Source organism: Pseudomonas sp. HMSC063H08 (assembly GCF_001813645.1).
Classification (GTDB): domain Bacteria; phylum Pseudomonadota; class Gammaproteobacteria; order Pseudomonadales; family Pseudomonadaceae; genus Pseudomonas; species Pseudomonas aeruginosa.
Genome location: NZ_KV813411.1, coordinates 52,085 through 71,280, shown reverse-complemented (window position 1 = coordinate 71,280; position 19,196 = coordinate 52,085). Strand labels below are relative to the sequence as shown.

The following is a 19,196-nucleotide window of genomic DNA, read 5'->3' as shown; positions in this document are numbered from 1 at the left end:
GCTATGGAGCGGTCGGTAGGGCGAATAACCGCTCGCGGTTATCCGCCGTGGGGGCGACCGGGACTTCTCAGCCCCGGCGCGACAGGGGCTGGCGCTCGAAATGCACGCCGGCCAGGCCGGTCTGTTGCAAGGCGCGGATGTTGGCGTGGTCGTCGCCTTCCGGGTTGTCGCGCACCGCACGGTAGTGCTCGCCGAAGGCCAGCAGGGTTTCCTCGAGGCTGAGGCCTTCGAGGATGGCGAAGCCCAGGGTCTTGCAGGAACCTTCGTTCTGCCCGGCCGGGTTGCTCACGCTGCCGTTGTCGAAGGCGCTCGGCGTGTAGCTGTAGTGCTCGGCGATGAACGCCAGGGTGTCGGTGAACAGGTGGTGTTCGCTGCGCAGACGCGCGCGGAAGTCGGTCAGGGTCATCGAAACAGGCTCATGGTGTCTGGGGCAGGGTTGGCAAGGGGCCCGGTGGCCTCAGGCGTTGCCCTGGCTCTTGGCGAAGGCGGCCAGTTGTTCCGGGCTCGCTTCTTTCTGGTACTTGGCTTTCCACTCGGCATAGGGCATGCCGTAGATCTCTTCGCGGGCCTGGTCATTGCTGACTTCCACCCCGAGGTCGTCGGCGGCGGCCTTGTACCACTTGGACAGGCAGTTGCGGCAGAAACCGGCGAGGTTCATCAGGTCGATGTTCTGCACGTCCTTGCGGGTCTGCAAATGATGGACCAGGGTGCGGAAGGCGGCGGCTTCGAGTTCCAGGCGTTGCTGTTCGGTGAGGTTGGCTGCGGTCATGGCGGTGTTTCTCGACGATGGCTCGGGGCAGGGTGAAGGCACAGGGCCAGGTCCGGCGATGATAAGAGTTGGCGCGACCGGCGGGCAACGCTTGTGCGCGTCTTCGCGCGGTTCGCTCGTCGGCCGCCTCAGCGGTGGCCGGCGAGGGTGATCGAGACCGACTCGGCGAAGCGCAGCGCGTGCGGCTTGTCCACTTCCACCTCGGCGTAGCGCACCGCCGGGTTCTCCATCACCAGGTCGAGGATTTCCTGGGTCATCCGTTCGAGCAGGGCGAAGCGGTTCTCCTCGACGTGGCGGATGATCGCCTTGGTGATGGTGCGGTAGTTCAGCGCGTGCTCGATGTCGTTGACCTCCACGGCGTCCGCGGCCGGGTAGAGGATGGTCAGGTTGATCAGCACGTCCTGCTTGTTGAGGATTTCCTCCTCCTTGATCCCGATGAAGGTGCGCAGGCGCAGGTCCTTGACGCGGATTCGCGCCATTCCCGGTTCCAGTCGCGGCATGTCACTTGCTCCTTCCGATCAATTGCAGAAATTCCTGGCGGGTGGTGTTCGAGTCGCGGAACGCGCCGAGCATCACCGAGGTGAACATCTGCGAGTTCTGCTTCTCCACCCCGCGCATCATCATGCACATGTGCTGGGCCTCGATCACTACCGCCACGCCGGCGGCGCTGGTCACCTGGCGGACCGCCTCGGCGATCTGCCGGGTGAGGTTCTCCTGGATCTGCAGGCGGCGGGCGAACATGTCGACGATCCGCGCCACCTTCGACAGGCCGAGCACCTTGCCGGTGGGAATGTACGCCACATGAGCCTTGCCGATGAAGGGCAGGAGGTGGTGTTCGCACAGGGAGTACAGCTCGATGTCGCGGACGATGACCATTTCATCGTTGTCCGAGGCGAACAGCGCGCCGTTGACGATTTCCTCCAGGGTCTGGCCATAGCCGTGGCAGAGGTACTGCATGGCCTTGGCCGCGCGCTTCGGGGTGTCGAGCAGGCCTTCGCGCTGCGGGTCTTCGCCGAGACCGACGAGGATCTCCCGGTAATGCTGGGAAAGTGCTGGGTTCATAAGGGGTCCTTGGCGCCTCACTTGACGTGGCGGCCGCCGTTCACGGTCAGGGTGGTCCCGGTGACGTAGGGGTTGTCCAACAGGTAGCGAAGGCTCTGGTAGATGACTTCCGGCCCCGGCTCGATGCCGAGGGCGGATTTCGCCAGGGTGCGGGCGCGGTATTCGGCGTCGTCCCCGTCGTTGAACATCACCAGCGCCGGTGAAATGGCGTTGACCTTGATCCTCGGCGCGAAGCGCGCGGCGAACGACAGGGTCAGGTTGTCCAGCCCGGCCTTGCTCGCGCAGTAGGCGATACGCCGGGCGCTGCCCTTGCGCGCCACGTCGTCTGTGAGGTGGACGATGTCGGCGGGCTGCGAGCGTTCCAGCAGCTCGGCGCAGTGCAGGTTGATCAGGTAGGGCGCGAGCATGTGCACGCTGAACAGTTGCTGGAACGCCTCGGCTTCGTGGCCGGGCGTCTCGGCGACCCAGTCCGAGGCGTTGTGGACGATCGCTCGCAGGCTGTCGGTATGCTGTCGGAGGGCCCCGATGAAGGCGAAGATGCCGGCCTCGCTGGCGAAGTCGGCGTGCAGGGTCAGCGCGCCGGCCTGGCGCAGTTCGTCCAGCGCCGGGCGTTCGCTGCGGTAGCTGACGATCACCGACTCGCCGTCGGCCAGCAGGCGGCGGGCGCAATGCAGGCCGACACGCTGGCTGGCGCCGGTGATCAGGATCGGGGCTGTCGCCATGGGACTCTCACAGCAGGCGAAGGGAATCGGATGGATGCAGGGTACCCGACTGAGCCAGTCGGGCAAAGCCTTGCGCTACGGCCCACCCCGCCGGGGTGGGCGGCAAGCCGTCAGTGCGCTTCCGGCAGGCTGGCGGCGCGCTGCGGGCGGCGGTGCAGCCAGGGGGCGAGCAGGCGGCTGGAGAGAGGGATGAACCAGTAGGTCATCAACGGGGTGAGGACCAGGGTGCTGAGCAGCACCCGCGCGGCCAGCGACAGCTCGCCGAGGTAGGGGCCGGCGCCGAGGTTGAAGGCCAGCGAGACCGGGAAGAACGCCAGCCAGATCGCCACGCTCTGCTTCCAGCGCGGCGGTTTGCGGTTGTCGTCGAACCAGGCGGCGAGGCCGTGGGCGCGGTGCTCGCGCGGTTCGTCGAAGAGTCCCTGGCCGCGTTCGAGCCAGGCCTGGCGCGAGGCGGAGTGGGCCCAGGCGGCGAGGGTGGCGTCGTCGGCGAAGCGAAAGATCATCTGGAATTCGTCTCCGCCGGCGGGCGGCGCCAGCGCCCCGGAGCCGAGGTAGCCGGGGAAGTCGGCGGCGAGGGCTTCGCCTTCGCGCTGCCAGGCGAGGAAGTCGCGGTAACGGCCGGCGGCGACGCGGCGGGCCACCAGCAGGGTAACGGGAGCGGTAGACATCGTGTATCTCCTGGAACGGTTGAGCGCGCTTCGTGGGCGCCCTCGGACAACGGCGCAGCGCCGGGGGTGGTGGGCTGCGTCGGAGGACAGGCAAGGATCGTTCCCGCCGTGGTGGCGAAGGTTCGCTGCCGTGTCTACGGCAGCGCGATGACATCCCGATGACAGGGCGCGCACCGAAATGGTGCTTTTGCGGCCTGTCTGCATTGATTCGGTGCGTCCCGCTCGGCGAACGCATGCGGCATAATGCCCGGCTTACCCCTGTTGGCTTACGGAGTGTTCATGAAAGTCGCCATTCTCTCCGGCTCGGTCTACGGCACCGCCGAAGAAGTCGCCCGGCACGCCCAGAAATTGCTGTCCGAGGCCGGCCTCGAGGCCTCCCATCTGCCTCGCGCCAGCCTCGACGAACTCAAGGCCTTCGCCCCCGAGGCATTCCTGGTGGTGACCTCGACCACCGGCATGGGCGAACTGCCGGACAACCTGCAACCGCTGTACTACGCGATCCGCGACCAACTGCCGGCCTGGCACGGTCTGCCGGGCGGGGTCATCGGCCTGGGCGATTCGAGCTACGGCGACACGTTCTGCGGTGGCGGCGAGCAGGTTCGCGAACTGTTCGGCGAACTGGGCGTGCGCGAAGTGCTGCCGATGCTGCGCCTGGATGCCAGCGAAACCGTTACCCCCGAGACCGACGCCGAGCCTTGGCTGGCCGAGTTCGCCGCCGCCCTCAAGGGCTGATCCCGGGCGTACCCCGCCGAGGCGGCGGATAACCGCGTGGCGGTTATTCGCCCTGCACGGGGAGGGAGCAAACGGTAGGGCGAATAACGCCCCAGGCGTTATCCGCCGAAACGCCTCCCAGGCGGTGGATAACCGCGTGGCGGTTATTCGCCCGACACGGGGAAGGAGCAAACGGTAGGGCGAATAACGCCCCAGGCGTTATCCGCCGAAACGCCTGCCCAGGCGGCGGATAACCGCGAGGCGGTTATTCGCCCTACACGGGGAGGGAGCAAGCGGTAGGGCGAATAACGCCTCCAGGCGTTATCCGCCGTAGCCTCTGCCGAGCTGGTGGTTATTCGTCCTACGCCGGGCTTCCCTCCAGCGGCCGCTCGCGCAGCAGCTCCAGCCAGGCCTGCGCCGCCCGCGACAGGTAGCCGCCACGGCGCCAGATGAAGGCGATGTCCCAGCGCAGGTCCGGCTCCCTGAGCAGGACCCGCACCACTCCCGGGCGTTCGATCTCGCGAGCGATCGCCCGTGGTAGCAGCACCACCCCCTGGTTGGCCGCCACCAGCGCGCCGAGGAAGTCGGCCTGGCCGCTGCGGCCGCCTTCGCGCGGGCTGAAGCCGGCCTCCAGGCAGGCGCGCAGCAGGCGGTCGTTGAGGGTGAAGCTCTGCTGGTAGAGCAGGAACGGGCTGTCCGCCAGTTCGCCGAGGGCGACGCTGGCGGCAGCGGCCTTGGGATGCCCGGCCGGCAGCAGCACGTCCAGCGGTTCGTTGCAGAACGGCTGGTAGTCGAAGCCGTCGTCCGCCGGGGTGAGGCTGCCGGCCAGTTCCAGTTCGCCGGCCAGCACCGCCTGCTCCATGGTCTTGCTGCCGCCTTCCACCAGGTGCACGGCGATGTTCGGATAGCGCCGCCGGTATTCGGCGAAGCGTTGGGCGAACAGCGCGTCGGCACCGAGCAACGGCAGGCCCAGGCGCAGTTCGCCGCGGTTGAGCTGGCTGAGATCGTCCAGTTCGCTGAGCAGGTCGCGGCGCAGCCGCAGCATCTCCTCGGCGCGGCGAAACACCACGGCGCCGGCGTCGGTCAGGCGCACGTGCGGCCCGTTGCGTTCCAATACCTGCACGCCGAGGCTCTGCTCCAACTGGGCGACCTGCTTGCTGATGGTCGACTGGCTGGCGTGGCGGACCTGCGCCGCCTGGGTGAAGCTGCCCTGGCGGACCACTTCGACGAAGCTGCGGAGTTGACGGAATTCCATTCTGGAATGGCTCTCATGCGGACAATTCGCTTTGGGGATGATAGGCCGGGCCTTATCCTTTCTCCATCCCCGATTTCCCAGCCAAGGCCTTTCCCATGTTGCCCCCGCTCGTCCGCCGTCTGTCCCGCCTTGCCGCCGAACTGGCGGTACTCATCGCCTTCTGGTGGGCCGGCGGCTGGCTGGCGAAGGCCATCGGCCTGCCGCTGCCGGGCGGGGTGGTCGGCCTGGCGGCGCTGTTGCTGCTGTTCGCCAGCGGCCTGCTGCGTCCGGCCTGGCTGCAGGCCGGCGCCGGCCTGTTGCTGGCGGAGATGTTGCTGTTCTTCATCCCGGCGCTGATGAGCCTGCTCGACTACGGCGCGCTGCTACGCAGCGAGGGCTGGCGCATCCTCCTGGTGATCATGCTCAGCACCCTGCTGGTGATGCTGGTCACCGCGGTGTCGGTGGAGTGGATGTGCCGCTGGAGGGCGCGCCATGAGTCTCGATAAGCAAGCCCTGTTCTGGTTGGCGGCGACCGTCGGCGGCTACCTGCTGAGCCGCCAGCTGTACCGCCGGGTGAAGTGGTACTGGCTGTCGCCCATCGTGTTCGTCCCGGTGCTGCTCTATGCCCTGGCGATTCCCACCCATACCCGCTACGCCGACTACGCCCGCGACACCAATTGGCTGGTGGCGCTGCTCGGTCCGGCGACGGTGGCCTTCGCCATCCCGATCTGGCAGCAGCGCGAGCTGCTGATGCGCCACTGGCCGGCGCTGCTGGCCGGGATGTTCGCCGGCACCGCAGTGGCCATCGGCAGCTCCTGGGCGCTGGCCCAGGCCCTGGCGCTGGACGGCCAGGTCACGCTGTCGTTGCTGCCGCGCTCGATCACCACGCCGTTCGCCATGGAGATGTCCCACGACCTGGGCGGCGTGCCGGAACTGACCGCCGCCTTCGTGATGATCACCGGGGTGTTCGGCGCGGTGATCGGCGGCACCCTGCTGCGCGTCCTGCGCCTGCGCACGCCGCTGGCCCGCGGCGCGCTCTTCGGCGTCGGCGCGCACGGCGCCGGCACCAGTCGGGCCTACGAGTTCGGCGGCGAGGAAGGTTCGGCGGCCGGTCTGCTGATGGTTCTCACCGGGCTGTTCAACCTGCTGGTCGCGCCCCTGGTCGCCCACTGCCTGTAGCCTGCGCGCATAGGCCGGCTGAATCCTCCGCCATTCAGCCGGCGCGCGAGTGTAAGCCCGGCGACAGTCGCCGGAGGAGGGCGGGGCTAGACTGCGGGCATCCGATAACGACAAAAGAGGATGCCGCCGTGACCGCCGTTCACTCCCTGCCCGCCGATGTGCAAGCCCAGGTCTCCGCCGCCGAATGGCAGACCCGCGTCGATCTCGCTGCCTGCTACCGGCTGGTCGCCCTGCACGGTTGGGACGACCTGATCTTCACCCACATCTCGGCCAAGGTGCCGGGCACCGAGGACTTCCTGATCAACCCGTTCGGCCTGATGTTCCACGAGATCACCGCCTCCAGCCTGGTGAAGGTGGATGCCAGCGGCAAGAAGCTGATGGACAGCCCCTACGAGATCAACCCGGCCGGCTACACCATCCACAGCGCGGTGCACGAGGTCCGCCACGACGTCGAATGCGTGCTGCACACCCATACCGCCGCGGGGATCGCGGTGTCCTGCCAGAAGCAGGGCCTGTTGCCGCTGTCGCAGCAATCGTTGTTCGTGCTCTCCAGCCTGTCCTACCACGCCTACGAGGGCGTCGCCCTGAACCATGAGGAAAAGGCCCGCCTGCAGGCCGACCTGGGGACCAGCAACTTCCTGATCCTGCCCAACCACGGCCTGCTCACCTGCGGCGGTTCCATCGCCGATACCTTCCTCATGATGTTCACCCTGCAACGCGCCTGCGAGGTACAGGTGATGGCGCAGAGCGGCGGCGCCGAGCTGATCCACATCCCGGGGCAGATCCTCGCCGGCGCGCGCGACATGATCGCCGGGGTGATGCGCAGCAAGACCGGCATGGGCGGCCAGCTCGCCTGGCCGGCGCTGCTGCGCAAGCTCGACCAGCAGAACCCGGGCTACCGCCAGTGACCGCGGCGCTGCCCGGCATTCCCCTGGAGGCCTGGCGGAGGCGCGGCCGCACCCTGGATTTCAAGGGCTTCCCGATCCGCTACTGGGAAGCCGGGCAGGGTCGGCCGTTGCTGCTGATCCACGGTTTTCCCAGCGCCGCCTGGGACTGGCACTACCTCTGGGAGCCGCTGGCGCAGCGCTACCGCGTGCTGGTCTGCGACCTGCTCGGCTTCGGCGATTCGGCCAAGCCGCGCGCCCATCGCTACAGCCTGCTGGAGCAGGCCGACCTGCAACAGGCGCTGCTTGGCCGCCTGGGAATCGACGAGCCGCTGCACGTGCTGGCCCACGACTACGGCGACAGCGTCGCCCAGGAACTGCTCGCCCGCCATCACGAAGGCCGGCTGCGGCTCGCCTCCTGCGTGTTCCTCAATGGTGGACTGTTCCCGGAAACGCACCGCCCGGTGCTCAGCCAGAAGCTGTTGCTGAGCCCGTTGGGCGGGCTGTTCGGCCGGCTGTTCGACCGCCGCGCCCTGGCGCGCAACTTCGCCAAGGTCTTCGGCCCGCGCAGCCAGCCCGGCGAGACCGAGCTGGATGCCTTCTGGAGCCTGATCGAAAGCAACCAGGGGCAGCGGGTGATGCATCGCCTGATCCGCTACATCGTCGACCGCCGCGAGCAGCGTGAGCGCTGGGTGGCGGCGTTGCAGCACGGCGGGGTGCCGTTGCGGGTGATCGACGGCGCCGTCGACCCGATTTCCGGGGCGCACATGGTCGAGCGCTACCGGCAACTGGTCGCCGATGCCGACTGCGTGCTGCTCGATGGCATCGGCCACTATCCGCAGATCGAAGCGCCGGCGGCGGTGCTCGAACATTACCTGGCGTTTCGCGCCCGACTGGATGATTCAGAGTTTTCTTAAGCGAGTTTGAGATTGCAGCAAGTGCCATCGCGCAAGGATCGGGGCTAGGGTGCTGGCGCCTCGCTGGACGAGGCGTTTCGTCACTCATGGAGGTCTCCATGCACGATCCCGTTTCTCCCTTGCGCGTGTTCGACGAGGGCTCCTGGTTGTTCCGCCAGATGGTGCAGGCGCAGCCGTTCATCCGCCAGTCCGGGATGGTCCTCGCCGAACTCGGCCTGCTGCTGGCGCTCGGGCTCGGCTACCTGTGCTGGCAGGAAGGCAGTCGCTGGTACGCCGTCGGCGCCGGCCTCGCGTTGCTCGGCAGCCTGCTGCTGGTGGTGGTCCGGCACAACTACGACTGGTGGCTGTTCAAGCTCGGCCCGCGTGGCCGGCTGTACATTCCGTTCGACTGAAGCGGAACATCCCGCTGCCTTATCGGGCGCCATTCATGGCGGCGCGAAGCCTTGTCCCCGCCGGCGGGCTGGCCGACACTCGGGCAATCCTTCCTACTGCCCTGGAGTCCCGAACATGAGCGATGCCCTGCGTTTCGACGACCAAGTCGTGATCGTCACCGGAGCCGGCGGCGGCCTTGGCCGCGCCCATGCCCTGCTGTTCGCGAAGCATGGCGCCAGGGTGGTGGTCAACGACCTCGGCGGCAGCACCCATGGCGAAGGCGCCAGTGCCTCGGCGGCGGACAAGGTGGTGGCGGAGATCCGTGCCGCCGGCGGCACCGCGGTGGCCAACCACGACTCGGTCACGGACGGCGGCAGGATCGTGGAGAACGCGCTGGACGCCTTCGGCCGCGTCGACGTGGTGGTCAACAATGCCGGCATCCTGCGTGACAAAACCTTCCACAAGATGGAGGACGCCGACTGGGACCTGGTCTACCAGGTGCATGTCGAAGGCGCCTACAAGGTCACTCGCGCCGCCTGGCCGCACTTGCGCGAGCAGGCCTACGGGCGGGTGGTGTTCACCTCCTCGACCTCGGGCATCTACGGCAACTTCGGCCAGAGCAACTACGGCATGGCCAAGCTCGGCCTCTACGGCCTGACCCGCACCCTGGCCCTGGAAGGGCGCAAGAACAATATCCTGGTCAACGCCATCGCCCCCACCGGCGGTACGCGGATGACCGAGGGGCTGATCCCGCCGCAGGTCTTCGAGCAGCTCAAGCCGGAGCTGGTCAGCCCGCTGGTGGTCTACCTTGGCAGCTCGGCCTGCGAGGATACCTCGGGGCTCTATGAGGTCGGCGGTGGCTGGATCGGCAAGGTGCGCTGGGAGCGCAGCCTGGGCTTCGGCTTCGATCCGAAGGCCGGCTTCGATGCCGAGGACGTGGCCGCGCACTGGCAGCAGATCTGCGACTTCGAGAACGCCGCGCACCCGGCGGACAACGTCGAGGCGCTCCGTGAAATGATGGCCAACCTGCAGAAGCACGCGCTCTGAGACGCCCGGCGGATGCGGCGCGGCCGCGGGAAAAGGACTAAGGTGAAGACCGGCTGACGCCGGTCTTCTGCCATCCGGCCGGTGTCTTTTTTCGCTTTTTCCGCAGGGAGTCTGTCATGAGTGTCATCGTCGAACGCAACGGCCCGGTCACCACCCTGGTCATCGCTCGCCCGGAGCGGCGCAATGCGGTGGACCGGCCGACCGCCCAGGCCCTGGCCGACGCCCTGCGCGAGTTCGAAGCGGACGATACGGCGCGGGTCGCGGTACTCACCGGCAGCGGCGGCAATTTCTGCGCCGGCGCCGACCTGGCGGCGGTAGCCGAGGATGGCGAGCGGCGCAATCGTCTGGAGGCGGAGGGCGACGGGCCGATGGGGCCGAGCCGCATGCAGCTCGGCAAGCCGCTGATCGCCGCCATCGAAGGCTATGCGGTGGCCGGCGGGCTGGAGCTGGCGCTGCTCGCCGACCTGCGGGTGATGGCCGAGGACGCCATCTGCGGAGTGTTCTGCCGGCGTTTCGGGGTGCCGCTGATCGATGGCGGCAGCGTGCGCCTGCCGCGGATCGTCGGGCAGGGCCGGGCGCTCGACCTGATCCTCACCGGGCGTCCGGTGAAGGCCGACGAAGCGTTGCAGATCGGCCTGGCCAACCGGGTGGTGCCGAGCGGTTCGGCGCGAGCCGAGGCCGAGGAGCTGGCGGCGGAACTCGCCGCCTTCCCGCAGACCTGCATGCTCGCCGACCGCGCCAGCGTATATGCGCAGTGGGAACTGTCCTTCGACGTGGCCCTGGCCAACGAATTCCAGGGCGGGCTGGCGGTGATCGAGAGCGGCGAGACCCTGGAGGGCGCGCAGCGCTTCAAGGACGGCGAGGGGCGCCACGGGCGCTTCGAGTGACGCCGTCGCGCCGCCCGGGCTAGCGGTGGATGATCACGTAGCTCTTGCGCACGGTTTCCTGCACATCCCACACGCCGAGACTGTTCTCCGGCAGCAGCAGGGCATCGCCGGCCTCGATGCGGATGGTCTCGCCACCGTCCGGGGTGAAGGTGCAGCGGCCTTGCAGGAAGTGGCAGAACTCCTGCTCGACGATCTGCCGCCGCCAGCGTCCGGGGGTGCATTCCCAGATGCCGGTTTCCACCTGGTCGGTGCGCTCCACGGCGTAGGCGCGGGTCTGCGCGACCGGCTCGCCAAGCGGCACCGCGACCGGGCTGGCGGCGCCAAGATCGGCGCCGGCGGTATTTTTCAGAAGGATCAAGGCCATGCGGTTTTTCCTCTGTGGGAGGTGGAGGGGATTCTCAGCGCATCAGGCTTTCCATGCCGGCCGCGAGGGTTTGCGCCAGGCTGCGGCGCCAGGGCGCGCTGTGCGGGTCGGCAAGGACCCGGTCCTCATGGACGAAACTGCGGATGATCGCGTTGTAGCCGAGCCAGCGGCAGGGTTCCGGTTCCCAGCGGGCCAGGCTTTCCAGCGGACGCTCGCCCAGCACCCAGGGCTGCCGCAGCAGCTCGCTGTCCTCACCGAGGATCAGCGCGGCCAGGGTGCGGCCGCCGAGGTTGCTGGCGCCGACCCCTTCGCCGCCGTAGCCGCCGGAGAGGGCGATGCCACTGGCGCGGTCGAGCAGCATGTGCGGGCGGAAGCGCCGGGCCATGCCGAGGTTGCCGCCCCAGGTGTGGCTGATCCTGGCGTCCTTGAGCAGCGGGAAGAGTTCGCCGAACAGGTAGCGACGCAGGCCGACTTCCTCGTCGTCGAGGCTGAAGTCGCTGCGCAGCTTGCCGCCGAAGCGGTAGCCGCCCCGCGCGCCGAAGGCCAGGCGGTCGTCGGCGGTGCGCTGGCCATAGGTGACCTGGCGGCTGAATTCGCTGAAGGCCTGGCCGCGCTCCAGGCCGATCTCCGCCCAGACCGACGACGGCAGCGGCTCGGTGGCCACCAGCAGACTCTGCACCGGCAACTGGTAGTGGCCCAGCGGCGGCAGGCTGGCGGCGTAGCCTTCCACCGCCGGCACGATCCATTCGGCGCGCAGTTCGCCGCGCTCGGTGCGCAGCAGGCCGCGTTGCCAGTGCAGCACCCGGCTCTTCTCGAACAGCCGCACGCCCAGGCGCTCCACCGCGCGGGCCAGGCCGCGCGCGAGCCTGGCCGGCTGGATGGTGGCGCAGTGCGGCGAATGGATCGCCCCGTAGCTGCCGGGGATGCGCAACTGCTGGTCGAGTTCCTGCGGCGTCAGCCAGCGGTAGTCGCTTTCGTCCAGGCCTTCGGCATAGAGATCATGCAGATAGGCGCGCAGGCGGCGTTCCTGTTCCGGGTAGCGCGCCGCGCAGTAGAGCACGCCGCCCTTGCGGTAGTCGCAGTCGATGCCTTCCTCTTGCAGCACCCGCGCGACTTCGTCGGGAATCCCGTGCAGCAGGTCGTAGCCGGCCCGGCGCCGCTCCGGCGGCAAGCCGGCGAGCAGGCCGTCCTCGCCGAGCAGGTTGCCCATCAGCCAGCCGCCGTTGCGTCCCGAGGCGCCGAAGCCGGCGGTTTCTGCCTCGACGATGGCGACGCGCAACTGCGGCGCCCGGCGCTTCAGGTAATAGGCGGTCCAGAGGCCGGTGTAGCCGGCGCCGACGATGGCCACGTCGACCTCGAGGGATTCTTCCAGGGACGGGCGCGCTTCGAGCGCATCGTCCAGTTGATTCATCCACAGGCTGAGGTGGCGCCAGGCCGACATAGAGGGCTCCATCGCGAGAGGGAAAGGGGAATGCGGCGAGAGTAGGAAGATGCCGTGCGCCTGTCGTGCGCGCGGGTCCGCTGGGAAATCTCAGCGGCGCGACGACAGGCGCTTCAGGTATTCGCGCGGAGACTGGCCGGTGTGCTGGCGGAAGCAGCGGTAGAAGGCCGACAGCGAATTGAAGCCGGCGGCGAAGGCCAGTTCGTCGACCCGTCCGGGCAGCTCGCCGGAAAGCTGGCCGAGCAGGTGTTGCAGGCGGGTCTGGTTGACGTACTGGTAGAAGCTCAGGCCGAGCACCTGGTTGAGCAGGTAGGAAATCTGGTTGCGCGTATAACCGGTGGCGTTGGCCACCTGGGTCAGGTCCAGGTCCGGATCGAGATAGGGCTGGGCCTGCTGGAAGTAGTGCTCCAGGTCGCGCGCCAGCAGGCTCAGCTGCTTGGCCGAAAGCCCCAGGCGGCTGGCCGGCGGCCGGCCGTCGCCGCCGGCCTGGGCTCCGCCGCCGCTTTCGTGGACCAGCGAGGCGTATTCGTTGATGCGCCAGATCAGGCCGTCGCGCACGGTGATCGCCTCGCTGGCGCGGAACGAAGCCAGGCGGCCGCTGAGGGTCACCCGCAGGCGGTACTGGATGAAGGCGGTATCGCCGTCGAAGCGGATACGGTCGGTGTGCTCCAGCGACTCGTCGGGGCCCTTGGGCATGGTCGCCTCGACGTACTCGCGAAGATCGGCCAGGCGCATCCGGCGGTTCTGGAAGATGTCGTTGTATTCGACCTCGGGATGATAGAGCGCCATCACCGCGTCGATGTCGCGGTGCTTCCAGCTGAGGTGATAACGCATGACCGTCTCGCGGGTGGCGTCGGCGAGGTCGCGGTCGGCGGGAATGGACTGTTCGGGCTGCATGCAGCGAAGGATGCCATCGCCGCCGCCGGCGGAACAGTGCCGCGCCGTCATCCATGCACTGGATGACGGCGTATCCATCCTGCATATGGCGTTCGCCGAGGCGCTTTCCAGGGCCCCTGTTCACTCTTTCGGGCGACAGCCGGAATACCTCCTTGGTGCGCTTACCGCCGTTCGGGCCGCTGGGTAGGGTGTAGCCACCTCGACCCTGTCAGGAGAGCCGCATGACAACAACAAAAAGGCGCGGAATCTTCCCTCTGCACGCACTCGCTGCGGCCACAGCCCTGGGTTGCGCCACCCAGGCCTCGGCCGTGTCATTCAACATCGGGGAGATCGAAGGGCAATTCGACTCGTCGCTGTCGGTGGGGGCCAGCTGGTCCATGCGTTCCGCCGACAAGGACTACATCGGCACCCGCAACGGCGGCCACGCCTCGTCGCAGACCTCCGACGACGGCCGGCTCAACTTCAAGAAGGGCGAAACCTTCTCGAAGATCTTCAAGGGCATCCACGATCTCGAACTCAAGTACGGCGACACCGGCGCGTTCTTCCGTGGCAAGTACTGGTACGACTTCGAGCTGAAGGACGAACACCGCCTGCTCTACGACATCGACGACCACAACCGCAAGGAGGGCGCCAAGTCCTCCGGGGCGCAGCTGCTCGATGCCTTCCTCTACCACAACTACAGCATCGGCGACCTGCCCGGCAGCGTGCGGGTCGGCAAGCAGGTGGTGAGCTGGGGCGAGAGCACGTTCATCCAGAACTCGATCAACAGCATCAACCCGATGGACGTCGCCGCGTTCCGCCGGCCCGGCGCGGAGATCAAGGAAGGCCTGATCCCGGTGAACATGCTCTACCTGTCCCAGGGCATCAGCGACGCGCTGACCGTCGAAGGCTTCTACCAACTGGAATGGGACCAGACGGTGATCGACAACTGCGGCACCTTCTTCTCCACCACCGACGTGGTCGCCGATGGCTGCGAGCGGATGGTCTATGCCGGCAGCGACTTCGACCCGAACCCGGCCAACGGCTACCGCTACCTGCCGCGCGCCGGCGATCGCGATGCCCGCGACAGCGGCCAGTGGGGCCTGGCCCTGCGTTGGTACGCGGCGGAGCTGAACGACACCGAGTTCGGCCTGTACGCGATGAACTACCACAGTCGCAACCCGTACTACAGTGTGATCGCCGGCAACGGCCTGGCCACCTCCGACCCGGTCACCGGGCGCTCCACCGGCTATTACTTCATCGACTATCCCGAGGACATCCGCCTCTACGGCCTGAGCTTCCAGACCAACATCGGCAGCACCTCGGTGGCCGGCGAGCTGAGCTACCGGCCGAACATGCCGCTACAAATCAACAGCACCGACATGTCGATCGCCGCGATCTACCCGACCACCCTGTTCGGCAACCCGATCTACGACAGCGGCTTCGCCACCCCGCGCGCCGGCGAGGTGATCAACGGCTACGTGCGCAAGCCGGTGACCCAAGCACAGGTGACCGTCACCCAGTTCTTCGACCGGGTACTGGCGGCCGACCGCCTGACCGTGGTCGGCGAAGTCGGCTACAACCACCTCAGCGGGGTCGACGGCGACGACCTGCGCTACGGCCGCGACGCCATCTACGGCATCGGCGAACTGCCGAACAACGCCTTGTGCACCGGCGCGCTCAACGTGGCCAACCCGCAGGAGTGCAACAGCCACGGTTTCTACACCCGCAACTCGTGGGGCTACCGCCTGCGCGGGATCCTCGAATATCCCAACGTGTTCGCCGGGGTCAACCTGAAGCCGAACCTGGCCTGGTCGCACGACGTCGAGGGCTACGGGCCGAACTTCAGCGAGGGCGCCAAGGCCGTCAGCGTCGGCCTCGATGCCGACTACCAGAACACCTATACCGCCAGCATCAGCTACACCGACTTCTTCGGCGGCAACTACAACCCGATCAACGACCGCGACTTCCTCGCGGTGAGCTTCGGGGTGAACTTCTGAGGTCCGCCGCCCCTCGGGGCGGCCGCTTTCGCGGATACGAACAAGGATAACGACGCATGAAAACAGCACGACTCCTGTCCTCCGGGGCGCTGGCCCTCAGCCTGCTGGCCGGTTCGGTGACGGCGGCGGTTTCGCCCGACGAGGCCGCCAAGCTCGGCAGCAGCCTGACCCCCATCGGCGCGCAGAAGGAAGGCAACGCCGACGGCAGCATCCCGGCCTGGACCGGCGGCCTTGCGGCCAGCGCCGGCAAGGTCGACGGCAAGGGCTTCCTTTCCGATCCCTTTGCCGACGAGAAGCCGCTGTTCACCATCACCGCGCAGAACGTCGAGCAATACAAGGACAAGCTCTCCGACGGCCAGTTGGCGATGTTCAAGCGCTACCCCGAGACCTACCGGATCCCGGTGTACAAGACCCATCGCACGGTGGCCCTGCCGGCCGAGATCGACGAGGCGGTCAAGCAGAGCGCGCTGAACGTGCAGCCGATCAACGACGGCAACGGCCTGTCGAATTTCGAGAAGAGCCGCTACTACGCCTTCCCGATCCCGAAGAACGGCGTCGAAGTGCTCTGGAACCACATCACCCGCTACCGCGGCGGCAACCTCAAGCGCATCATCGTCCAGGCCACCCCGCAGACCAACGGCAGCTTCACGCCGATCCGCTTCGAGGAGTCGGTGGCGTTCCCGCAGAACATGCCCGACCTCGACCAGAGCAAGGCGGCCAACATCCTCACCTTCTTCAAGCAGCAGGTGACCGCGCCGGCGCGCCTGGCGGGCAACGTGCTGCTGGTCCACGAGACCCTCGACCAGGTCAAGGAGCCGCGCCTGGCCTGGGTCTACAACGCCGGCCAGCGCCGCGTGCGGCGCGCCCCGCAGGTGGCCTACGATGGCCCGGGCACCGCCGCCGACGGCCTGCGCACCTCGGATAACTTCGACATGTTCTCCGGCGCCCCGGACCGCTACGACTGGAAGCTGGTCGGCAAGCGCGAGATGTACATCCCCTACAACGCCTACAAGCTCAACGACCCGACCCTGAAGTACGGCGACATCATCAAGGCCGGGCACATCAACCAGGACCTGACCCGCTACGAGCTGCACCGGGTGTGGGAAGTGGTCGGCACGGTGAAGCCGGGCGAGCGGCACATCTACGCCAAGCGCCACATGTACATCGACGAGGACAGCTGGCAGATCGCCCTGGTCGACCACTACGACGGTCGCGGCCAGCTCTGGCGGGTCGGCGAGGGCCACGCGCAGTACCACTACGACCAGAAGGTCGCCGGCTACACCCTGGAGGCGCTCTACGACGTGATCGCCGGTCGCTACCTGGCGCTGGGCATGAACAACGAGGAGAAGCGCGGCTACGAGTTCGGCTTCAAGGCCTCGTCCGCCGACTACACGCCGGCCGCCCTGCGCAACGCCGGGGTACGCTGAGTCCCGGCCAGTCGCGACGAGCGTGGCGGCTTGTGCCGACGCGCTCGTTCGTTATGACGGCCCATCACCCGGCGCAATCATCGTTCAGCAGCGGGGCAGGCGCGGTCTAGGCTCCCGGCAAGGCGCTTCGACAGAACAAGAGCACTGCCATGACCGAGCCGACCGAGCTGCCCGCCGCCTTGCCGCGGCTGCCGCCGCAGCACCTGCCGCGGCCCCGTTTGCACCAGCCGCTGCTGCGCGGCGAATGCCGCCTGCGACTGCTCTGCGCGCCCGCCGGCAGCGGCAAGACCGTCCTCCTCGGAGAATGCGCGCGGCGGGCGCCGCCTGGCGTGCAGGTGGTCTGGCTGGCGCTGGGCGGGGAAGCGCTGGACCCCGCGACCTTCCGCCGCCGCCTGGCCGGCGCCCTCGGCTTGGCCGAGGACAGCGACGAAGCGCAGCTGTGCCGGCGGCTGCGTAACGCTTCCGCGCTGTGGCTGCTGCTCGACGATTACCCACGGCACCCCGACTCCGCCCTCGACGCCTGCCTCGATCGCCTGTTGAGCGCGGCCTCGCCACGGGTGGGCTGGTGGCTGGCGAGCCGGCGGCGGCCGCAGTGCAACCTGGCGCGGTTGCTGCTGGAAGGGGAGTTGCTGGAGGTCGACGGCGGCCTGCTGGCGTTCGATGCCGACGAGGTCGCCGAACTGCTCCGCCTGCACGGGCGCAGCGCCGATGCCGCTACGGCCGGGGCACTGCTGGAACGCAGCGGCGGTTGGTGCGCCGCGTTGCGCTTGCGCCTGCTGGTCGGCGAAGAGACGGCCGGACCGTTGTTGCAGGAATACCTCCAGCACGAGTTGCTCGACGAGCTGCCGCCGCCGCTGGCCGACGCCGCGCGTGCCCTGGCCTGGCTGCCGCAAGTCGGTCCGGAGCTGTTCCGCCGGCTGTTCGAGGAACTGCCCCACGGGCTGGACGACCTGTTGGCGCGGGGCTTCCCCCTGCTGGCCGATACGAACCAGCGCTACAGCCTGCCGCCGGCGATCCGCGAGGCCTGGCGCGAAGCGCCGCAGCGCCCGCAGCGGGACTTCCACCGGGAAGCCTGCGAATGGTTCGCCGAACACGGCGAGACCCGCGAGGCGGTCGACCAGGCGCTGGCCGCCGACGAACCGGAAACCGCCGCCGGATTGTTGCAGAAGCTCACCGAGGAGCAATTGCTGCACGGCCACAACATCGGCATGGTCCTGGCCCTGCGCGACGAACTGCCGGCGGCGCTGCTGGCCAGCACGCCGCGCCTGGTGATCCTGAATGCCTGGACGCTGCTCTACGCCGGACGCCTGGCCGAAGCCGAGGACTGCATCGGCCAGTTGGCGCGCTTCCTGCCGATGCCCTCGGCGTCCCGCCAGCGGGTGCTGCTGGCGCAATGGCAGGGCTTGTTCGGGATCCTCCTGCACTGCCGCGGCGAGCGCGGCGCCGCCGACTACCTGCGCGAGGCGCTGGAGCAACTGCCGGAGGACGCCTGGTCGCAGGGACTGATCTGCCGCTCGGCGCTGATGCAACTGGCGATGATCGAGGGGCGGATGGACCAGGCGCGGTTGATCGGCCGCGATGCCTTGCGCCTGGCGCGCGAGCACGACAGCCTGATCTTCGAGGCGTTGATCGAACTGGAGCGGGCGCAGTGGCTGGAGCAGCGCGGCGAACTGCTGCGCGCGGAAGGCGTCCTCGATCGCGCCCAGCGCTACCTGGAGGACCTCGGCCAGCAGGGCAGCCCGATGCTCGGCCGGATCGCCCTGCGCCGCGCGCGCCTGTGCCTGCAGCAGGGCCGCGAGGTCGAGGCCGGGCACTGGTATCGGCTGGGCCTGGAGCAGGCACGGGAGAATCTCGATCCCTGGGCGCTCTACGGCTACCTGGGACTGGCCTTGCTGGAAGCCGGGCAGGGCGACCTGGACGCGGCGTTCAACCGCCTGCTGGAGGTCGAGCGGCTGATGCAGCAGCGCCATGTCCCCGATCCGCTGTATCGCGGCGCGCTGCTGCTGGTCAGCTCCGCCCTGACCCTGCAGCAGGGAAGGCCGGCGCAGGCGCGGGAGATCCTGCTGCGGGTCCGCGCCTACTTCCAGCCGGGACGGGCGCGCCTGTCGCCGCCCTCCGAACCGGAGCTGGAAGCGCGGGTAGAGCACCAATTGGCGCTGGCCGAACTCTACAGCGGTGAGGCTGCCGCCGCCGAAGCGCGGCTGCGCGGGCTGCTCGCCATTCTCGAGGCGCAGGGGCGGCAGACGCTGCTCTGCGAAGTGCGCATGGGTATCGCCGAGTGCCAGTTCCTCTCCGGACAATTGCCCCAGGCCCAGCAAACCCTGCGCAGCGGCCTGGAGCTGGCGGAGCGGCTAGGCCTGCAACTGCCGCAGCGGCGACTGCGGGATCGCCAGCCGCAACTGTTCGCCGCCCTGCCGGGGGAAGAAGAGGAGGGGCTCAGTCCGCTCAGTTGCCGGGAGCTGGCGGTGCTCGGCCTGATCGCCCAGGGCTGTTCCAACCAGGAGATCGGCGAGCAACTGTTCATTTCCCTGCACACGGTGAAGACCCACGCCCGGCGGATCAACGGCAAGCTCGGGGTGGCCCGCCGGACCCAGGCGGTGGCGCGGGCCAAGGCCCTCGGCCTGCTCGCCTGAGCG

Annotated in this window: 21 protein-coding genes; 11 read left to right on the top strand and 10 right to left on the bottom strand. The window is 68.3% G+C overall.

The genetic code is table 11. From position 1 onward, the window contains the following. Window positions 1-67: 67 nt before the first annotated feature. From HMPREF2924_RS09375 to HMPREF2924_RS09350, 6 genes are all read right to left on the bottom strand, one after another. Window positions 68-406, bottom strand: a complete 339-nt coding sequence (locus HMPREF2924_RS09375) for a HopJ type III effector protein (protein WP_003091899.1) — start codon at window positions 404-406, stop codon at window positions 68-70. A gap of 51 nt (window positions 407-457) precedes the next feature. After that, the gene (locus tag HMPREF2924_RS09370; RefSeq protein ID WP_003130190.1) at window positions 458-769 is read right to left on the bottom strand and encodes a DUF1244 domain-containing protein; all 312 of its coding nucleotides are present in this window, start codon (window positions 767-769) and stop codon (window positions 458-460) included. A 128-nt stretch (window positions 770-897) separates the two neighbouring features. Next, entirely contained in the window at window positions 898-1,269 is a 372-nt protein-coding gene (folX, locus tag HMPREF2924_RS09365) for a dihydroneopterin triphosphate 2'-epimerase (protein ID WP_003091897.1), read from the bottom strand. A 1-nt stretch (window position 1,270) separates the two neighbouring features. After that, window positions 1,271-1,831 (bottom strand): GTP cyclohydrolase I FolE, encoded by a 561-nt coding sequence (folE, locus tag HMPREF2924_RS09360; protein WP_003091896.1) that lies wholly within the window; start codon window positions 1,829-1,831, stop codon window positions 1,271-1,273. A gap of 17 nt (window positions 1,832-1,848) precedes the next feature. Continuing rightward, complete coding sequence (gene folM, locus HMPREF2924_RS09355) at window positions 1,849-2,553, bottom strand: dihydromonapterin reductase (protein ID WP_003091895.1); 705 nt, start codon at window positions 2,551-2,553, stop codon at window positions 1,849-1,851. 110 nt (window positions 2,554-2,663) lie between these two features. Then, the gene (locus tag HMPREF2924_RS09350) at window positions 2,664-3,221 is read right to left on the bottom strand and encodes a putative antibiotic biosynthesis monooxygenase (protein ID WP_003111015.1); all 558 of its coding nucleotides are present in this window, start codon (window positions 3,219-3,221) and stop codon (window positions 2,664-2,666) included. A 279-nt stretch (window positions 3,222-3,500) separates the two neighbouring features. Here HMPREF2924_RS09350 and HMPREF2924_RS09345 point away from each other — a divergent pair, with 279 nt between their 5' ends. Next, a complete protein-coding gene (locus HMPREF2924_RS09345) occupies window positions 3,501-3,953 on the top strand; it encodes a flavodoxin (protein ID WP_003130193.1) in 453 nt (150 codons plus the stop codon). A 340-nt stretch (window positions 3,954-4,293) separates the two neighbouring features. Here the strand turns inward: HMPREF2924_RS09345 and HMPREF2924_RS09340 are convergent, their stop codons facing one another. Then, the gene (locus HMPREF2924_RS09340) at window positions 4,294-5,187 is read right to left on the bottom strand and encodes a LysR family transcriptional regulator (RefSeq protein ID WP_003130195.1); all 894 of its coding nucleotides are present in this window, start codon (window positions 5,185-5,187) and stop codon (window positions 4,294-4,296) included. A 95-nt stretch (window positions 5,188-5,282) separates the two neighbouring features. Here HMPREF2924_RS09340 and HMPREF2924_RS09335 point away from each other — a divergent pair, with 95 nt between their 5' ends. From HMPREF2924_RS09335 to HMPREF2924_RS09305, 7 genes are all read left to right on the top strand, one after another. Beyond that, window positions 5,283-5,672 (top strand): CidA/LrgA family protein, encoded by a 390-nt coding sequence (locus tag HMPREF2924_RS09335; protein ID WP_003091885.1) that lies wholly within the window; start codon window positions 5,283-5,285, stop codon window positions 5,670-5,672. Beyond that, window positions 5,659-6,345 carry an LrgB family protein gene (locus tag HMPREF2924_RS09330; RefSeq protein WP_003102323.1) on the top strand — a complete coding sequence of 229 codons (687 nt, stop codon included), beginning with the start codon at window positions 5,659-5,661 and terminating at the stop codon, window positions 6,343-6,345. Before HMPREF2924_RS09335 ends, HMPREF2924_RS09330 begins: the two co-directional genes overlap by 14 nt. A 128-nt stretch (window positions 6,346-6,473) precedes the next feature. After that, window positions 6,474-7,253, top strand: a complete 780-nt coding sequence (locus HMPREF2924_RS09325) for a class II aldolase/adducin family protein (RefSeq protein ID WP_003091880.1) — start codon at window positions 6,474-6,476, stop codon at window positions 7,251-7,253. After that, window positions 7,250-8,146, top strand: coding sequence for an alpha/beta fold hydrolase (locus HMPREF2924_RS09320; protein ID WP_003102328.1), 897 nt, complete (start codon window positions 7,250-7,252; stop codon window positions 8,144-8,146). The genes HMPREF2924_RS09325 and HMPREF2924_RS09320 overlap by 4 nt, the downstream gene beginning before the upstream one ends. A 98-nt stretch (window positions 8,147-8,244) precedes the next feature. Further along, a complete protein-coding gene (locus tag HMPREF2924_RS09315; protein ID WP_003111018.1) occupies window positions 8,245-8,538 on the top strand; it encodes a hypothetical protein in 294 nt (97 codons plus the stop codon). Between the two features lie 115 nt (window positions 8,539-8,653). Continuing rightward, window positions 8,654-9,565, top strand: coding sequence for an SDR family oxidoreductase (locus HMPREF2924_RS09310; protein ID WP_003111019.1), 912 nt, complete (start codon window positions 8,654-8,656; stop codon window positions 9,563-9,565). 116 nt (window positions 9,566-9,681) lie between these two features. Further along, window positions 9,682-10,452: a crotonase/enoyl-CoA hydratase family protein gene (locus HMPREF2924_RS09305; protein ID WP_003091874.1), complete on the top strand. Its 771-nt coding sequence runs from the start codon at window positions 9,682-9,684 to the stop codon at window positions 10,450-10,452. Window positions 10,453-10,471: 19 nt separating this feature from the next. On the opposite strand, the gene HMPREF2924_RS09300 is transcribed toward HMPREF2924_RS09305, so the two are convergent. The 3 genes from HMPREF2924_RS09300 to HMPREF2924_RS09290 all read right to left on the bottom strand — a co-directional run bounded on the left by HMPREF2924_RS09300 (window position 10,472) and on the right by HMPREF2924_RS09290 (window position 13,091). Beyond that, on the bottom strand, window positions 10,472-10,816 hold the full coding sequence (locus HMPREF2924_RS09300) for a cupin domain-containing protein (protein WP_003130198.1): 345 nt from the start codon (window positions 10,814-10,816) through the stop codon (window positions 10,472-10,474). Window positions 10,817-10,850: 34 nt separating this feature from the next. Next, entirely contained in the window at window positions 10,851-12,257 is a 1,407-nt protein-coding gene (locus tag HMPREF2924_RS09295) for an NAD(P)/FAD-dependent oxidoreductase (RefSeq protein ID WP_003130200.1), read from the bottom strand. Between the two features lie 90 nt (window positions 12,258-12,347). Next, window positions 12,348-13,091 carry an AraC family transcriptional regulator gene (locus HMPREF2924_RS09290; RefSeq protein ID WP_083325381.1) on the bottom strand — a complete coding sequence of 248 codons (744 nt, stop codon included), beginning with the start codon at window positions 13,089-13,091 and terminating at the stop codon, window positions 12,348-12,350. 284 nt (window positions 13,092-13,375) lie between these two features. On the opposite strand from HMPREF2924_RS09290, the gene HMPREF2924_RS09285 reads away from it, so the two are divergent. From HMPREF2924_RS09285 to HMPREF2924_RS09275, 3 genes are all read left to right on the top strand, one after another. Then, entirely contained in the window at window positions 13,376-15,133 is a 1,758-nt protein-coding gene (locus HMPREF2924_RS09285) for a DUF1302 domain-containing protein (protein ID WP_003102337.1), read from the top strand. Window positions 15,134-15,189: 56 nt separating this feature from the next. Beyond that, complete coding sequence (locus tag HMPREF2924_RS09280) at window positions 15,190-16,560, top strand: DUF1329 domain-containing protein (RefSeq protein ID WP_003091862.1); 1,371 nt, start codon at window positions 15,190-15,192, stop codon at window positions 16,558-16,560. Between the two features lie 149 nt (window positions 16,561-16,709). Then, window positions 16,710-19,193, top strand: coding sequence for a LuxR C-terminal-related transcriptional regulator (locus HMPREF2924_RS09275; RefSeq protein ID WP_023094566.1), 2,484 nt, complete (start codon window positions 16,710-16,712; stop codon window positions 19,191-19,193). Window positions 19,194-19,196: the final 3 nt, after the last annotated feature.

Coding starts and splice junctions, on each gene's coding strand:
- folM (WP_003091895.1), bottom strand. CDS start 2,553: ATGGCGACAGCCCCGATCCTGATCACCGGCGCCAGCCAGCGTGTCGGC.
- HMPREF2924_RS09335 (WP_003091885.1), top strand. CDS start 5,283: ATGTTGCCCCCGCTCGTCCGCCGTCTGTCCCGCCTTGCCGCCGAACTG.
- folE (WP_003091896.1), bottom strand. CDS start 1,831: ATGAACCCAGCACTTTCCCAGCATTACCGGGAGATCCTCGTCGGTCTC.
- HMPREF2924_RS09280 (WP_003091862.1), top strand. CDS start 15,190: ATGAAAACAGCACGACTCCTGTCCTCCGGGGCGCTGGCCCTCAGCCTG.
- HMPREF2924_RS09310 (WP_003111019.1), top strand. CDS start 8,654: ATGAGCGATGCCCTGCGTTTCGACGACCAAGTCGTGATCGTCACCGGA.
- HMPREF2924_RS09300 (WP_003130198.1), bottom strand. CDS start 10,816: ATGGCCTTGATCCTTCTGAAAAATACCGCCGGCGCCGATCTTGGCGCC.
- HMPREF2924_RS09295 (WP_003130200.1), bottom strand. CDS start 12,257: ATGTCGGCCTGGCGCCACCTCAGCCTGTGGATGAATCAACTGGACGAT.
- HMPREF2924_RS09275 (WP_023094566.1), top strand. CDS start 16,710: ATGACCGAGCCGACCGAGCTGCCCGCCGCCTTGCCGCGGCTGCCGCCG.
- HMPREF2924_RS09285 (WP_003102337.1), top strand. CDS start 13,376: ATGACAACAACAAAAAGGCGCGGAATCTTCCCTCTGCACGCACTCGCT.
- folX (WP_003091897.1), bottom strand. CDS start 1,269: ATGCCGCGACTGGAACCGGGAATGGCGCGAATCCGCGTCAAGGACCTG.
- HMPREF2924_RS09340 (WP_003130195.1), bottom strand. CDS start 5,187: ATGGAATTCCGTCAACTCCGCAGCTTCGTCGAAGTGGTCCGCCAGGGC.
- HMPREF2924_RS09330 (WP_003102323.1), top strand. CDS start 5,659: ATGAGTCTCGATAAGCAAGCCCTGTTCTGGTTGGCGGCGACCGTCGGC.
- HMPREF2924_RS09345 (WP_003130193.1), top strand. CDS start 3,501: ATGAAAGTCGCCATTCTCTCCGGCTCGGTCTACGGCACCGCCGAAGAA.
- HMPREF2924_RS09305 (WP_003091874.1), top strand. CDS start 9,682: ATGAGTGTCATCGTCGAACGCAACGGCCCGGTCACCACCCTGGTCATC.
- HMPREF2924_RS09350 (WP_003111015.1), bottom strand. CDS start 3,221: ATGTCTACCGCTCCCGTTACCCTGCTGGTGGCCCGCCGCGTCGCCGCC.
- HMPREF2924_RS09315 (WP_003111018.1), top strand. CDS start 8,245: ATGCACGATCCCGTTTCTCCCTTGCGCGTGTTCGACGAGGGCTCCTGG.
- HMPREF2924_RS09370 (WP_003130190.1), bottom strand. CDS start 769: ATGACCGCAGCCAACCTCACCGAACAGCAACGCCTGGAACTCGAAGCC.
- HMPREF2924_RS09290 (WP_083325381.1), bottom strand. CDS start 13,091: ATGCGTTATCACCTCAGCTGGAAGCACCGCGACATCGACGCGGTGATG.
- HMPREF2924_RS09375 (WP_003091899.1), bottom strand. CDS start 406: ATGACCCTGACCGACTTCCGCGCGCGTCTGCGCAGCGAACACCACCTG.